At 65.7% G+C, this 13,209-nt stretch carries 10 protein-coding genes and 2 pseudogenes; 5 read left to right on the top strand and 7 right to left on the bottom strand.

All coding sequences use genetic code 11. From position 1 onward, the window contains the following. Positions 1–1,189: 1,189 nt before the first annotated feature. Positions 1,190–1,786, top strand: coding sequence for a recombinase family protein (locus tag ON20_RS39345; RefSeq protein ID WP_245547519.1), 597 nt, complete (start codon positions 1,190–1,192; stop codon positions 1,784–1,786). 120 nt (positions 1,787–1,906) lie between these two features. On the opposite strand, the gene ON20_RS27080 is transcribed toward ON20_RS39345, so the two are convergent. Continuing rightward, a complete protein-coding gene (locus ON20_RS27080) occupies positions 1,907–2,236 on the bottom strand; it encodes a hypothetical protein (protein WP_040840191.1) in 330 nt (109 codons plus the stop codon). Between the two features lie 134 nt (positions 2,237–2,370). Further along, positions 2,371–2,722: pseudogene (locus ON20_RS39350) on the bottom strand (Clp protease/crotonase-like domain-containing protein); the annotation flags it as partial. Positions 2,723–3,105: 383 nt separating this feature from the next. Here ON20_RS39350 and ON20_RS27090 point away from each other — a divergent pair. Next, complete coding sequence (locus tag ON20_RS27090; RefSeq protein ID WP_218002652.1) at positions 3,106–4,098, top strand: AraC family transcriptional regulator; 993 nt, start codon at positions 3,106–3,108, stop codon at positions 4,096–4,098. Positions 4,099–4,162: 64 nt separating this feature from the next. Here the strand turns inward: ON20_RS27090 and ON20_RS27095 are convergent, their stop codons facing one another. From ON20_RS27095 to ON20_RS27110, 4 genes are all read right to left on the bottom strand, one after another. Then, the gene (locus ON20_RS27095) at positions 4,163–5,626 is read right to left on the bottom strand and encodes an aldehyde dehydrogenase family protein (RefSeq protein ID WP_245547520.1); all 1,464 of its coding nucleotides are present in this window, start codon (positions 5,624–5,626) and stop codon (positions 4,163–4,165) included. A 161-nt stretch (positions 5,627–5,787) separates the two neighbouring features. Next, entirely contained in the window at positions 5,788–6,219 is a 432-nt protein-coding gene (locus ON20_RS33505) for an NADPH-dependent FMN reductase (RefSeq protein WP_051163418.1), read from the bottom strand. Between the two features lie 18 nt (positions 6,220–6,237). Beyond that, entirely contained in the window at positions 6,238–7,374 is a 1,137-nt protein-coding gene (locus ON20_RS27105) for an LLM class flavin-dependent oxidoreductase (protein ID WP_051163420.1), read from the bottom strand. 882 nt (positions 7,375–8,256) lie between these two features. Beyond that, entirely contained in the window at positions 8,257–9,471 is a 1,215-nt protein-coding gene (locus tag ON20_RS27110; RefSeq protein ID WP_051163422.1) for an acyl-CoA thioesterase, read from the bottom strand. A gap of 95 nt (positions 9,472–9,566) precedes the next feature. Between ON20_RS27110 and ON20_RS27115 the strand changes: the two genes are divergently transcribed. Next, positions 9,567–10,958 (top strand): phosphotransferase family protein, encoded by a 1,392-nt coding sequence (locus ON20_RS27115; protein ID WP_157229047.1) that lies wholly within the window; start codon positions 9,567–9,569, stop codon positions 10,956–10,958. Continuing rightward, a complete protein-coding gene (locus tag ON20_RS27120; RefSeq protein ID WP_040840200.1) occupies positions 10,955–12,061 on the top strand; it encodes an Rv3169 family protein in 1,107 nt (368 codons plus the stop codon). The genes ON20_RS27115 and ON20_RS27120 overlap by 4 nt, the downstream gene beginning before the upstream one ends. A 41-nt stretch (positions 12,062–12,102) precedes the next feature. On the opposite strand, the gene ON20_RS27125 is transcribed toward ON20_RS27120, so the two are convergent. Beyond that, positions 12,103–12,939, bottom strand: coding sequence for an SDR family NAD(P)-dependent oxidoreductase (locus ON20_RS27125; protein WP_040840203.1), 837 nt, complete (start codon positions 12,937–12,939; stop codon positions 12,103–12,105). Positions 12,940–13,028: 89 nt separating this feature from the next. On the opposite strand from ON20_RS27125, the pseudogene ON20_RS27130 reads away from it, so the two are divergent. After that, positions 13,029–13,209: pseudogene (locus ON20_RS27130) on the top strand (PEP-utilizing enzyme); the annotation flags it as partial.

Here is a 13,209-nt window from a genome sequence, read left to right on the forward strand (position 1 = left end):
CTAGTTATTTACCTAGTGCTGCGTTCCGGGGTCCGGTAGTACTCGCCGAAAATCCAACGATGTTCTCGTAGTTCCTGGTCGGGCGTAGTGCGGTGAGACTATGAGATCGTCGTGCTGGGCTTCGGGATGCTGGTCGCGGGGGAGATCCGCCCGTAGCCGATTCACATGGCGCGGAGTGTATTGCAAAACCCGACAGGTTGACGTTGGCGCGTACACGGCAACCTTTACAGTTCCGGCCTGTGGAAACCTGCTGCGGCCGAGGGTGTCTCGTGGACGATCGTTGACGAGACGCCGTGCCGGCAAAAACACCGGCTGTCCACGTCACCGCCCCTGAAAGCTGACCGTGGCAGTACACCCGTATGAGCACCGTGCTGTCGGGGAGTGCCTCCAGGTAAGACTCATTGCCGCCGGGCGGAATAGGGCACTCGGCGTCGTGATCGCACGGATAGGCGTCGTGATTGCAGGCTGCATAGGAGGCGACGCCGCCGTGCTCGACCCACCAGCCGTCGAGAGTCAGCACATCGGCCATCGGACAGTGTGCATCGCAACGTTCAGCAACTCCTTCGGACCGCCCGCGCACTCGCCGGGCTTGCTGGGCAGCACGAAGCCGTCATACCGAGGCGAGTCGTGAACAAGACGCGGATCATCCTCGGAGCCCGATCGTATGTAGAACCCAAGCCCTTCCCCACCACCGCGAATCCGCCACGAGTCCCATATTTCTCGATTCGGATAGCCGCTATACATTTCGAACGGCGCGAGTGCCCGAACAAGTGAACCGGCCAGGTCATCTGCTGCCTCGGGTGGCAGACATACCGTCACCCAGATGTGGCCCACGACCCCGCCCTTCCATCGCTACCGCTCTCGCTCGGGCCATCGACTCGGTGCGGTGGCATACCGCACAATTTTCCCTCCCTTGACGAATCTCCGCTCCTACAATTTCAAGCACTCACCATCCACCGATCGGCGTTATGGGATGCTCGAGAACACCTGCAGCATGGTACGGGGAAGCGCATCCGGACCAACTTTGCGGCGTGGGCCCCCGACCTGCTTTCGGCCTCATCGGCGCCACCTGACAACGCGAAATCACCGCCGCACATCGCCGACTGTTCATAAAACACGTCGTAAAGTCCGACTGTTCAACGATTGTAAAGAATCCTTTTCCGTACAATTGAGAGGTGACGGACCCGATGTGCCCGAACCGCTTTCCCTCGACGGCCACGCTCTGAACCCGATCGGCGGCGGAGGTGCACTGATCGGGTACGCCCGCGACCGGGACCTCGAGCGCCAACTCCACGCACTGAAGGCGGCCGGGTGCAAGAAGACCTTCGCCGACAAGGAATCCGGTAAGAACGCCGAACGCGAAGAGTTGGCCGCATGCCTGGACTACCTGCGGGCCGGCGACACCCTGGTGGTTGCGTCGCTGGACCGGCTAGGCCGCTCCCTGCGGGACCTGATCACGATCGTGGCGAACTTGCGGCGCCGCGGAATCGGGTTCCGGTCCCTGCACGAAGCCCTCGACACCACCACCCCGGGCGGGCGGCTGGTGTTCCACGTCTTCGCCGCCCTGGCCGAATTCATCCGTGAACTCATCGTCTACGGCACCCACGAGGGACTGGCGGCAGCGCGGGCCCGCGGGCAACGGCTCGGCCGGCCACCGGCGATGACCGACGAACAGGTCCGGCAGGTCCGTGCCCTGCTCACCCGACCGGATGAGTCGGTGTCCTCGATCGCCCGACTGCTCGGGGGTCTCACACACCACGCTGTACAAGTACGTGCCCCGAGTTGACGAGCGGGCAGCGGGGAGTTTCCGATCGTCGATAATGCTGCGCGGGGAACCGTGTGGTCCCATACCATCGTCCCGTGACCAACGGGGAGAAGGCGATATCGGCCTCGGTGTTCGTGGTTATCATAGGGCTCCTTCGGTGAAGCGGCGCGCGAGGATGTCGTCGAGGACCGCGGCGGGATAGGCCACCGGCAGAGCGTGGTCGGGGTCGGCGGCCAACAGGACGCGCTCGCGGATGCGGATGCCCGTCGCGTGGCATACGGCGGCGGGTAGGCAGATGTGGCCGTACTTGGTGACGCCGCGGCGACCGTGTCCCGGGCGGGTGATCAGGATCAGGTCGCCGGAGATCCGCCACGACAGCAGGTCGCCGGGCCATCGGCCCAGGGCGTCGACGACCGCTTTGTCACCCACGCGGCCGTTGGTGTCGACCGGGCGGATGCTGTGCACGGCCATCGACCGCGTCGGTTGCTCGACCGGCTCTGGGCACGGTTGTGCGCGATGTGTATGTGGAGCATGAGCGGTCGACGATGTGCCGGACTTCGAGCGAGTTGCTCGGACACCACTGGAGTCGGATCAGGGCCGGGGTGTCATCGCAGGGCTTCGACGACAGAGGCGAACATGGTGGTCTTGGTGGCCCGGACCGTGTCGGGGTTTTTGCCGAGGAGCCGGCCGAGGCGCTCGGTGGCGCTGTCGAGAATCCGGTCCTGGGCGGCGGTGTCGTCGACGAGCCCAGCGGCCAGGGCCTGCGGGCCGCCGTAGCGGTGACCGGTGGTCATCGCGGTGAGCGTGGCCTGCGGGCCGGATCGGCGCGGCCATCCCGGGCGTGTACGGGATATTGATGTGGACCTCGGGAAAGCAGCAGTAGCCGCGGTCCTCGCGCATGACGCGGTAGTCGTGCGCGATCGCCGGCATAGCCCTGGCGCCGACGGCGTGGTAGTTGCCCTCGGTGAACAGTTTCTCTGCGGCAACGAGGATGGCTGCGGTGGTGCGCGCAGTCCGCCGTGTGCCATCCGCACAGGGAATCGACCCGCAGCAGCTCGACCCTGGGAGCGGATGCGGTTCTCTCCTGTGGGGTCTTCCTGTAGAGGGCTTCGCGTTCAACGGGCGGTTCAGCAACCACTGTGTGAACCGACGAGCCGACAGCCGCTGTCGATTCCCGGTCCCATCGGCGTGGCGGCGGTGTACTTGCAGCACCGGCGGCGGGCCGGGGGTTCTGCCGGTTTTACCGAAGTGCTGGAAACTGGGCGATCGCGTAGCTATCATCGACGGAATCGTCGGGATTGTCGGGATCCCAGGTGCGGAACCGTTCTGTGGAGGTCGGAGTGTCCCTACTGTCCCCGGCGAGCGAACCTCTACACCGACACGGGCGACTGCATACCGACGATGTCGACCTCGCACAGACCATCGTGTCGGAAGTCTACGAACCACACATCCTTGCGCCCCGGGGAACACACCGACTCGACGCTCGCCTCAACGCCGTGCAGATCGGTTCGCTGACCTTGGGTTACCTGACCTACGGCGCGGAAGCGACGATCACACTGCCACCGAGTGAGCACTGGTACCACGTCAACATCACGTTGTTCGGCGGAAGCCGGGTCGCCCGCGGTGATTCGATTCGCGGTGAAACCACCGCGATGGCGGGCGCGGCAGTGCTGGTACCACACCATGCGCAAACCATCGAATGGGAATCCGATACAGCGCAATTCGCGCTACGGGTGCCGCGCGCCGATCTCGAGGGCCATCTGGAGAAACTCACTCAGGCCCGGATATCCGAGCCCGTCGATTTCGATCTCGTGATCGATTTGAATTCCGAGGCGGGCCGAGGACTGCTTCGTTGCATCGAATTCCTGCGGGCCGAATGGGATGAGGAGGGCATCCTAACCCGGCATCATGATTCCCGGCGGCATTTGGAGGCCCTGACTCTCACCAACCTGGTGCTCGCCGCGGACGGACCCCATCAACAGCTCCTCGGACGATCGGCACAGCAGGCCGTTCCCGTCGTGCTGCAACGTGCGCTGGACTATGTCCACGAACACGCGCGCACCCTGCCGACGTTGGCAGATTTGACAGTGGTCGCCGGTGTCAGTGCCCGCACCGTGCAAAACCACTTTCTGCGGCATCTGGGTCGCACACCGATCCAATACATCCGAGATGTCCGATTGCGCGGTGCACGCGGGGATCTACTGCATCCGACGTCGCCCGAGCCTACCGTCACCGATGTCGCTACGTCGTGGGGGTTCTACAATCTCGGCCGCTTCTCCGCCCTGTACCGGGAATTGTTCGGTGAGTCCCCATCGGAGACGTTACGTCAGTAACGGTCGTGACAAGAGCCGGAGACGGGGGTGTCGCCCGGCGTTTCGACACCCCCTCAGATGTGGTTCAGACCAGCTGAACCACGTGCTTGTACTCCTGGAACTCCTCCAGGCCACGGTGTCCGTTCAGCCGGCCGAGACCGCTTTGTTTGTACCCACCCTCCTCGAACTGGTCGACCACGACGGCCCACCCGTTGGTCCAGACGGTGCCGACGTCCAGCTTCTCTGCCAGGCGCAGCCCTCGCTGCCCGTGCTGCGTCCACACCGAAGCCGCCAACCCGTACTCGGTGGCGTTGGCCAGCTGCACCGCATCCTCTTCGGTATCGAAGACTTCGAAGGTCGCTACGGGGCCGAACAGTTCACGCTGTACGAGCGCAGAGTTGACATCATCGACAGCCAGCAGTGCTGGACGGAAGTACGCTCCACCTGCCAGCTCCGGGTCGTCGGGGCAGCCGCCTGCGACGAGAGTCTCGACATCAGCGGAATGCGCAGCCAATAGCTTTACGAGACGATCTCGGGCGGCGATGTCGATCATCGGCCCCATATCGGAGGTTTCTCGGTCGCCCGGGCCCACCCGGACCCGCTCGAACGCGTCCACCAGTTTTTCTCGGATACGATCGGCGATGGACCGCTGAACGAGGATCCGGCTGCCCGTCATGCAGAACTGCCCCGTGAATGTGGTGACACCCGCGACGATAGTGGCAACGGCAGCGTCGATATCGGCGTCGTCGAAAACGATCATCGGTGTCTTGCCGCCGAGCTCCAAAGACAGGCGTTTGAGCGTCGCGCCGCTGTCGGCCATGATCTGCCGGCCGACAGCGGTGCTACCGGTGTAGCTCAACCCGGCCACCTCGGGTGAGGACACCAGCAGCTTCGCTCCTGCGCTGCCGGACTCGGTGAAAATATTGAGCACCCCGCCCGGCAGCGAAGGACAATCAGCCAGCAACTGGGCCAACCGCGCGTTGACCAGTGCGGTCTGCGCCGCCATCTTCATGACCACAGTGCACCCGGCGGCCAGCGCGGGGGCAAAGGATCGTACCGACAACACCACCGGCGAGTTCCATGGAACGATCACGCCGGCGACGCCGATCGGTTCCGCGAGCAGCATCGAATACACCCCACTACGCACCCGGCCGCCCCGACCGACGTCGGTGAGCGCCTGTGCGGCGTAATAACGCAGCTTCGACGGCGTCAGGCCGAGTTCGAAGGCAGCTTCCGGCAGCGTTTTTCCGTTCTCCCGGGCCAGTAGCAGCACCAACTCGTCCGCGGCGGCCTCGACGCGGTCGGCCATCTCGTTGAGCACCCTGGCCCGAAGCTGACGATTTTGTCGCCACTCGTGGGCAGCGAAGACGTCGGCAGCGATACGTATCGCCTCGCGTACCTGATCCGGCTTCACCTCGTAATAGTCACCGAGCGGCTCCCCGGTAGCCGGAGAGTACGAGGTCCCGGTCATGGTGGACGAAACCCAACGCCCACCGATGTAGTTGCGCACAGCGTGCGGCCGCACCGCTGATTCGGTCGTCATCGTCATGTTGCCTTTCTCGTGGCAGAAGTCGAGTCGCTTACCGCACTCGATCGGGTGTAACGGATATGGAGCGGCCTGGGCCCGAAGTGCTGTCCAGGTACGCTTTCGACCGGCACGACCATCTGTTCGACCAGCTCACGCAGGTCTGAGCGCGCATCATCGGGCACCTACTCACCAGCGAAGGTGCGGTCGACGAAGAACGCACCATTCGGTGCCGTCAGAGCTCCGAACCAAGCCAGTACATCGCGGAGGTGCCGCTCGGCCGACAGAAAATGGTGCGGTGCGGCAGCGAGTGTCAGAATGCCGACAGGTTTCGACCGCAGTGCCTCGTTCGGCAGCGCATCCAGCAGTATTTTCACGGTACCGGTGAACGATCCGCGGAACACCGGAGATGCCGGCACCACAGCATCGGCTGCGTGGACCCGGGCGACTGCCTCGGCCCCCCAGGTCGCGACCATGGACCGATCCGTGGGCTCCGGCGCGAGCCGATCCACCGTCCAGCCGGGAAACGACGTGCGTACCTCGTCCTCGATCACCGAGAGTGCGCGGGCGAGTTTTCCGGGCGGAGTTGGGCTGCCATAGATCGTGAGAAGTTTCATGAAGGAGCTCTCCTCACATCATTGCCGGAGCCCGGCTTCTCGCATGAGCGGCAGAATCCGTTCACCGAAGTACTCGAGTTCCTCCACGTAGTCGAGGAAGCCGACCATCATGCCGCCGACACCGGACCGTTCGAGCTCGACCAACTGCTCGACGATCTGTTCGGGCGTACCGATCAGCGGGTAACCGCCGTAGCCGAGAATGAAGCGTTCCTGCATCGCCTTGATCTTGTCGAAGGACCCGCTTTCGCTGCCGAGGCCACCGGAAACCTGGCGCGCGACCTCCCAATCGCCCAGTTCGAGGATATGGTCCAGTAGCTGTTTGGTCTCCTTTTCGGTGTCGCGGCAGATGACGTTGCCATAGCTGAGAATGCCGAGGTCGCTGCCCTGTTCACGCGCGATCGACCGCACCCGCGAGGCAGTGGCTGCGGCTTCGGTGGAATCGGCGAAAGCGATGAAGTTGAAATCGCACTCGCGGGCGCAGAATTCGAGACCGGCAGGCGAGTTGCCGGCGTTCACCAGCACCGGATAGGGCTGCTGGATCGGTTTGGGGGAGGAGAAGGCGTCCTTGATCTCGAAGAACTCGCCGGTGAAGTTCACGCCCTCACCCTCGATCCACATGCGCTTGACGATCTCGATCCACTCCGAGCCGTAGCGGTAACGGACGTCGTGCTCGCGCTGCGTGCCGCCGAACATCTCCATCTCGGCCTTGTACCAACCCATGGTCATGTTCAGTCCGTGCCGCCCGCCGGAGATGTGGTCCACGGTAACCGACTCCTTCGCGGCCACGATCGGGTGCTTGGTGGGCACATGGATGGTGGTGAAAACCATGATGTTCTCGGTTGCCTCGGCGATACCGGCGGCCCACGCATGGGTCTCGTAGTTGGAGCCGTTGAAATTGGTTTCACCCCCCATCCCGCGATAGCGAGCGACCGGCAGCATGGCTTCGAACCCGAGCCGATCGGCCAGCTGCGCGACCTTGCGCCCGTATTCCCATGTCAGCTCGTAGGTGGTCTCGGCATGGGTGGCCATCAGACCATGGCTGACGTTCGATCCGAAGATGCCGAGCTTCATCCGGTTGTTGTTGAACATGGCGACACCGCTCGCGCGGCGCGCCTCCAACAGCTCGTCGTAGCTCATCGTGGGGATCGTGGGCATTGTCTTCTCCTCTGCGGGGACACGGCTGAGACCGGGAGGGATATACCGGCGGTCCGTGTCGTCTGCAGGCAAGGTAGGCGGTTGCCACACATCGGAACTATGCGCAGAACGCACACCGAACGGCCGGATTGCGCAATATCCGGCAGCTCTTCCACAGAGCAGAATCAGCCGGCTCGGTGGCGGCACACTCACGGTGTACCGACCGGAGAGGTTGGGAACGTGGCCGGCCGGGGGCTGTCCGCCGAGTGCGGTATTGCCGCGTCGGTGCGGTCGGTGACCGTATTGTCCGCGCAGCCGCAGGAGACGACGTTGCTGTGCCGTGCTCACCGTCCGGATGGTTGGGGGGATGCGATCGTCGTACGCCGGCTCGCGCGCGGCGCCGAATCGTACGCGCTGAACCGAGAGTACTGGACGATGCGGTACGTCCATCGGCACGGGACCCGCCGCCGCACCACTGTGGGTTTCGCCTACGGACACGAACAGCGTCGATCCCGTGCTGATTCACAGACGGTATGGAGCGTCGGTCCGCGGACGTGTCGCAACCTCCTTGCCCGCTGGGCCGCGCCGACATCGCGAATCTGGCCGTGGTGCTGGGGCACTGCACTCCATCGGGCTCGACGCCGTGCCGAGACTCGGTCCCCTGGATGCGAGCCCGGCGGAGATCGAAGCCGGGTGCCGGGTGCAAGCGTGTGATCCCACGGCCGGTCGTTCCGCCCATCCGTTGCCGACGCTTGTCTTCGCCTGGTTGCGGGTCAATGTGCCGGCGCGTGTGACCCGACCCGCCCTTCTACACGGCGGCTCGGGAGCGAGCCGGCTGTTTCCCCTTGGTGATTCGGCGCCGATTGCACTGGACTGGAAGGCTGCGCGCGTTGGTGAGGCGGCTCAGGATCTGGCAGCGCTGCGGCCGATCGTCCCGCGGCGCTGTGGGATGCATTCCTGGCCCGGTACTGCGAGGCCGGTGGGGAACTGCTGTCGGAGTCCCGGCTGCGGTTCTACGCTGGGTGGTACGCGGCCTGCCGGTACATGGAGGCATATCGCGGTACGGCGCGGTTGCGTTCCGGCAGGGCGCACTCCCGGACGCGGTCCGGGGATTGCAGGAGGCGCCGGCCGAACTGGCGGAATGCGTTCGGATAGCCTTCGGCGACCGAGAGCGGTGCCGAGCTCGGTCGCCGGAGCCGCTACGAGGTCCGGCCGGCGCCGCTGCCGGCCACTGGCTCCGACTCGTTGGTGGCCGCCTCGGCGGGGCTCGAGAAGCCTTCCTGGGCCACCGAGCACAGGAGTCCGCCGTCGCGCCGGTACAGGAGGCCGCCGCACAGCCCGCGTCGTGTCGAACCCCCCCACGGCACGCTGGTCGTAGAGTATCCAGTCGGACAGATCCGGGTCGCCGTGGAACCAGATGGCGTGGTCGAGAGATCCGACGTTGCCCGGGCCGCGACTGGTGCGCCGGTGCCGTCGCAGCAGCGGGTCCAGCAGCGTCATATCACTGATGTAGGCGAGCAGGCACCGGCGCAGGATCGGATCGTCCGGAGCCGGTCCGTTCGGTCGGACCCAGACCCGGTTCGCCGGGTCGGTCAGGTCGATGGTGGGGTCGTCGAGTGCCGCGCGGGGCGGTGAACCGACGTAGCGTATCTCGAAGGGGCGGGGCCGCACCCACCATCCGTCCAGTTCGTGGGCATAGCACCGCAACTCCTCATGGACCGGGGCGAGTTGTTCGGGTACGGTCACCTCGGGTATCGCGGGGTGGAACCGGGGCTCGTCCGGCACGGTGGTGGAGGAGACGAGCATCTCGAGCAGCACGCCGTGCTCCTGGACGGCCAGGACCCGACGCGCGGAGAACGAGCCGCCGTCTCGCAGCCGGGTGACCAGGTATCGAATGGGTTCGGCCGGTGTGCCGGGGCGTAGGAAGTAGGCGTGGGCACTGTGTGGTTTGCGTTCCTCGGGCTGGGTGTGGGTCGCGGCACGGATGGCCTGGGCGATGAGCTGGCCACCGAACACTCTGGGACCCGAGCTCTCCGGGTGCCCGCCCATGAAGCAGTCCCGGTCCTTCGGGATCAGCCTCAGGAGTCCGAGTACCTCCGAAAGATCGGTAGCCACCATGATCTGCCACTCCGTCCGTTGACTTGCTGATGGATAGATAGTTTTATACTAGACTATTACTGACGAGCGGCCGGACGGCCGTGGAGGGAGGTGTCGTGTCCTCTGCAACCGAGGCCGTGGCGACCATCGACGCGGTGCACCGCATACTTGAGGTGGAACTGGACGGCAGAGCCGGCGATCGGGCGTATGTGGAGCATGTGCTGGACGTGATCGATGTGCTCTTCCATCGCGCCGTACTTCGTGATCTGACCCCGATTCGCCGTGCCGATACGCGGGGTCGCCTCGTCGAGACGATCCGGCCCGTCGTTCCGGCCGTCGGCACGCAGCCCTATCAGGCCGTCGCCGAACATGCGGCCGCCCTCGTCGAGGCGGGCCGATACGGCGCAGATACCGAGGCGATTCTTCGCCTCCTGGTCGCCACCGATCTGCCCGAACTCGGGTCCTCGGCCGCGCCGGAACGAGTGGCCCGCGAATCCGGTGCGATGAACTGGCTGGGGGCCCGCTCCAGTGCCGAGATCGTCGAGTCCGATGCCGAGGACTACCTTCGCAACAGGCTCGGACGCGAGGTGTGTGTGCGGACTGTTTCCCAGCTCTCGGGCGGGTTTTCGAAGACGACCATCCTGGTCGGGTACGAGCGCGGCGGTGCGTACGAGGAGATCGTACTCCGGCAGATCACCCCGGGCCGTGACTCGCACACGCTGGCCCACGAGTACGACGTTCTCGCCTTCATTTGGAAACGTGGCGTGGACGTTGCCGAGCCGTTGTGGATCGAGCCGGAGCGGAATGCGCTCGGGCAACCGTTCTTCGCCTCGCGGCGCGCCGCGGGAAGCAACCTCGGCGACGTCTTCGGCCCGAACAAGGGGACCGATGCGAGCGCCGGGGCGGCACTGGCACGCGCACTCGGCAAGCTGCACGCCATCGAGTTGGAAGGACTGCCCACCACACCGGTGCCCGCCATGTCGTCGCCGGAGGAACTGCTGGCGGCGATCGCCGAACAGGAACGGCTCGTCGCCGCGGCCGAGCAAGCTGCCGGCGTGGGGGAGCAACCGTTGCACGCGCTGTTGTTCGCCTGGCTGCGCGCGCATGTGCCGACCACGCTCGCCCGGCCGGTACTGCTGCACGGTGACCCGGGTTTCCACAACATCCTGGTCGACGAGGGGACGCTCACCGCGCTTCTCGACTGGGAGCGATCACGGGTCGGAGAGGCGGCGCAGGATCTGGCCTATGTGCGTCCGCACGTCTGCCGGGTGCAGCCCTGGGAGGACTTCCTCGCGGCCTATTACGAAGCAGGTGGCGAGCCACCGGACGAGGATCGCCTACGGTTCTACAGCGTCTGGCACGAGGCCTGGCGGTTCGTCGGCGCGTATCGCGGGCTGGGCCGGATGCTGTCGCAGCCGCGTTCGTTGCTGGACGGTGTTCTCGGGCTGCTACACGCGCCGCGCTTCCTGCTCGCCGGACTGGAGAACGCGTTCGAGGTGACGTTGTGAGTACCCGATCGCTGCACTCGCTGGACGAAACGCTGATGCACCAGGCGCCGTGGCCGTTCCGGTTCGCCGGTACCTCGGATCATCGGTTCTACGATCGCTACTGGTTCTCCGGGGTGGACTCGGCCGGTGGAGTCGGGTTCCTATCCGGGCTGGCCTTCTACAAGAACATGCACGTGTGTGACGGCTACGGGGTGATCCAGCGGTCGGGGCGGCAGTACAACGCGCGATGGTCCAGGCCGCTGGCCGGTGATATGGAGAACGCGGCGGTCGGCGATCTGTCGGTCGAGGTACTCGAACCCTACCGTCGGCTGCGGGTTCGCTGGTCCGGTGACGGCGGTCCGCTGTCGGCGGACCTGGAGTACACGGCGTCCTTCGAACCGTATGTCGAGGAGCACTACCTGGACGCGAGCACCGGACGTATCACCCAGGAGGTGACTCGCTACAACCAGGTCGGCCGCTGGAACGGGTGGCTGGGGCTCGGTGCCGAGCGCATCGACGTCGACAACTGGTGGGCGGTGCGCGATCACTCATGGGGTGTGCGGCCCGGCGTCGGCGGACTGGACCGATCGGTCGCCGATCCCGCCGCGCGCAGCGCGCCGATGATGCATACCGTGCTGTACTGCGCGACGGCGACCGAATCGTTCTGCGTATCGCGCCGTGAGGATGCCGAGGGACGGGTGACCTATCTGGACGGCGAAGCGATCTCGGTGGACGGCACTCATGTGATCGTGGCCGGAGCGGACGTCGAGCCGCGCTTCGTCGCCGGCGCCCGCACCTACGAGTCGGTGCGATTGGGAGTCTCTCTGGCCGACGGCAGGTTCGTCGAGATCGGCGCGACCCCGCTGCTGGAGCCGTGGGCCTATGCGGGGACCGGCTACGACGGTGGGTTCACCGACGGCCGGGGTCTGGGGTTCACCCGTGGGACGGTCACCGAGTACGACGAATACGATCTCGTCCCACCGGAGCAGGTGCTCCTGAACGGAGCTCTCACCCCGAGCGGCCACCGGGAACAGTTCGCCATCGTGACGATCGACGGCACCCCGACCGTGGGCTACTGCACGGTCATGACCCGCGGAGCACTGCCCCGATACGGACTGGTCTGACCGAGGAACGGGAGCGGCCCGCCGGACCGCTCCCGTTCCTCTCATGCCTCGGTGGCGACTTCACCACGCCGCTCGGGCCGGGGCGTCTGCCACGGCATCAGCGAGCGGGCGCCGAGCCCTCCGTCGACCGGAAGCACGACCCCGGTGACGTAGGAGCCCGCCGGGGCCGCGAGGAACAGGGCGGCATTGGCGACGTCCTCCGCCATTCCCGCCGGTGGCGGTACCGCGCGCCGCCAGGCGTCGGGCGCGGTATCGGCGGACGGGAGCAACCGCCGATTGTTGTCGCCGTGGTCGACGGCGATTGTGCCCACGCGGATCGCGTTGCAGCGCACCCCCAGGTGGGCGTAGCCGATCGCGACCGATCGGGTCATCGCCTCCAGCCCGGCCTTGCCCGCCGCGTACACATCGAAGCCGGGCATCGCCTGGGCGGCGGCGATCGAGGATATGTTGACCACCGAGCCCGAGCCGGAACGCACCAGCGCGTCCATGGCGTGGTGGGTGACCAGATAACTACAGGTCAATGTCCGGTCGAGCAACCGCCGCCAGGCCTCCGCGCCCACCTCGCCGATCGGACCATCGACATCGCGGGTGTGCAGCAGGTCGGTCGGGCCGGCGTTGTTCACCAGCACATCGATGCCGCCGTGGGAGGACTCGCACCGCGAGACCAGCATGCGCACATCGTCCTCGTCGGTGACGTCGGCGCGCTGGAAGACGAGATGATGCCGGGCGGCGACGGCGCTGCCGGATTCCTCGTTGCGGCCGCATACGACGACATCGGCGCCGCGCTCGCGGAACAACCGGGCGATGGCCAGCCCGATACCCTTGGTGCCCCCGGTGACCAGCGCTTTCTTGCCGTCAAGTCGGAACGGATCGGTCATGCGAACCTCCTAAAGGTCTATCAATCAATAGTCTGGTTATCTGCTATGGTCAAGGCTGTTCGGCGCCGAAGAGGGAAGAGGAGCTGGTCTTGGTCGACATCACGAAGCCGTGGGTCGTGGACAACGAGCCGAGCGCACGGTGGCCGATCCATACGCGGGCGAATGTCGGCGAGGTGGCGGGCACCGTGGCAACGCCCCTGTTCTGGACCATGATCGGCGGTCCTCCGACCGAAACCCAGTGGAAGCATGCCCTCGTCGAGTTCGGGGCCT

Origin of the sequence: Nocardia brevicatena NBRC 12119, from assembly GCF_000308495.1 — a bacterium.
Classification (GTDB): Bacteria; Actinomycetota; Actinomycetes; order Mycobacteriales; family Mycobacteriaceae; genus Nocardia; species Nocardia brevicatena.